This window comes from Crenobacter sp. CS_VA4, assembly GCF_055597485.1.
The window spans coordinates 1-235 of record NZ_JBVMAE010000206.1; the positions used below are offsets into that span (position 1 = coordinate 1).

A 235-nucleotide genomic window follows, 5' to 3' on the forward strand; every position below is an offset into this window, starting at 1 on the left:
GGGTGTCCAGACGCTTTTGCATCTCCTCCAGCACGGCTTCATGCTCCCAGCGTGTCACTCGACGATATGAGCTGGGCGTACATTGACCCTTGAGCCCGCAACGGGGGCAATCTGAACTCCAGTACTTATGGATCAGTGCGCCACGTTCCGTCGTTGAGAAACGCCAGATCAACCGGCTGCCTGCCGGGCAAACGTATTCGCCCGCAGCCGGATCAAACACAAAGTCTTCTTTGTC

At 57.0% G+C, this 235-nt stretch carries 1 pseudogene; it reads right to left on the reverse strand.

Going from position 1 to position 235, the window contains the following annotated elements:
- Positions 1 to 235: pseudogene (locus ACZ2IA_RS23295) on the reverse strand (IS5/IS1182 family transposase); the annotation flags it as partial.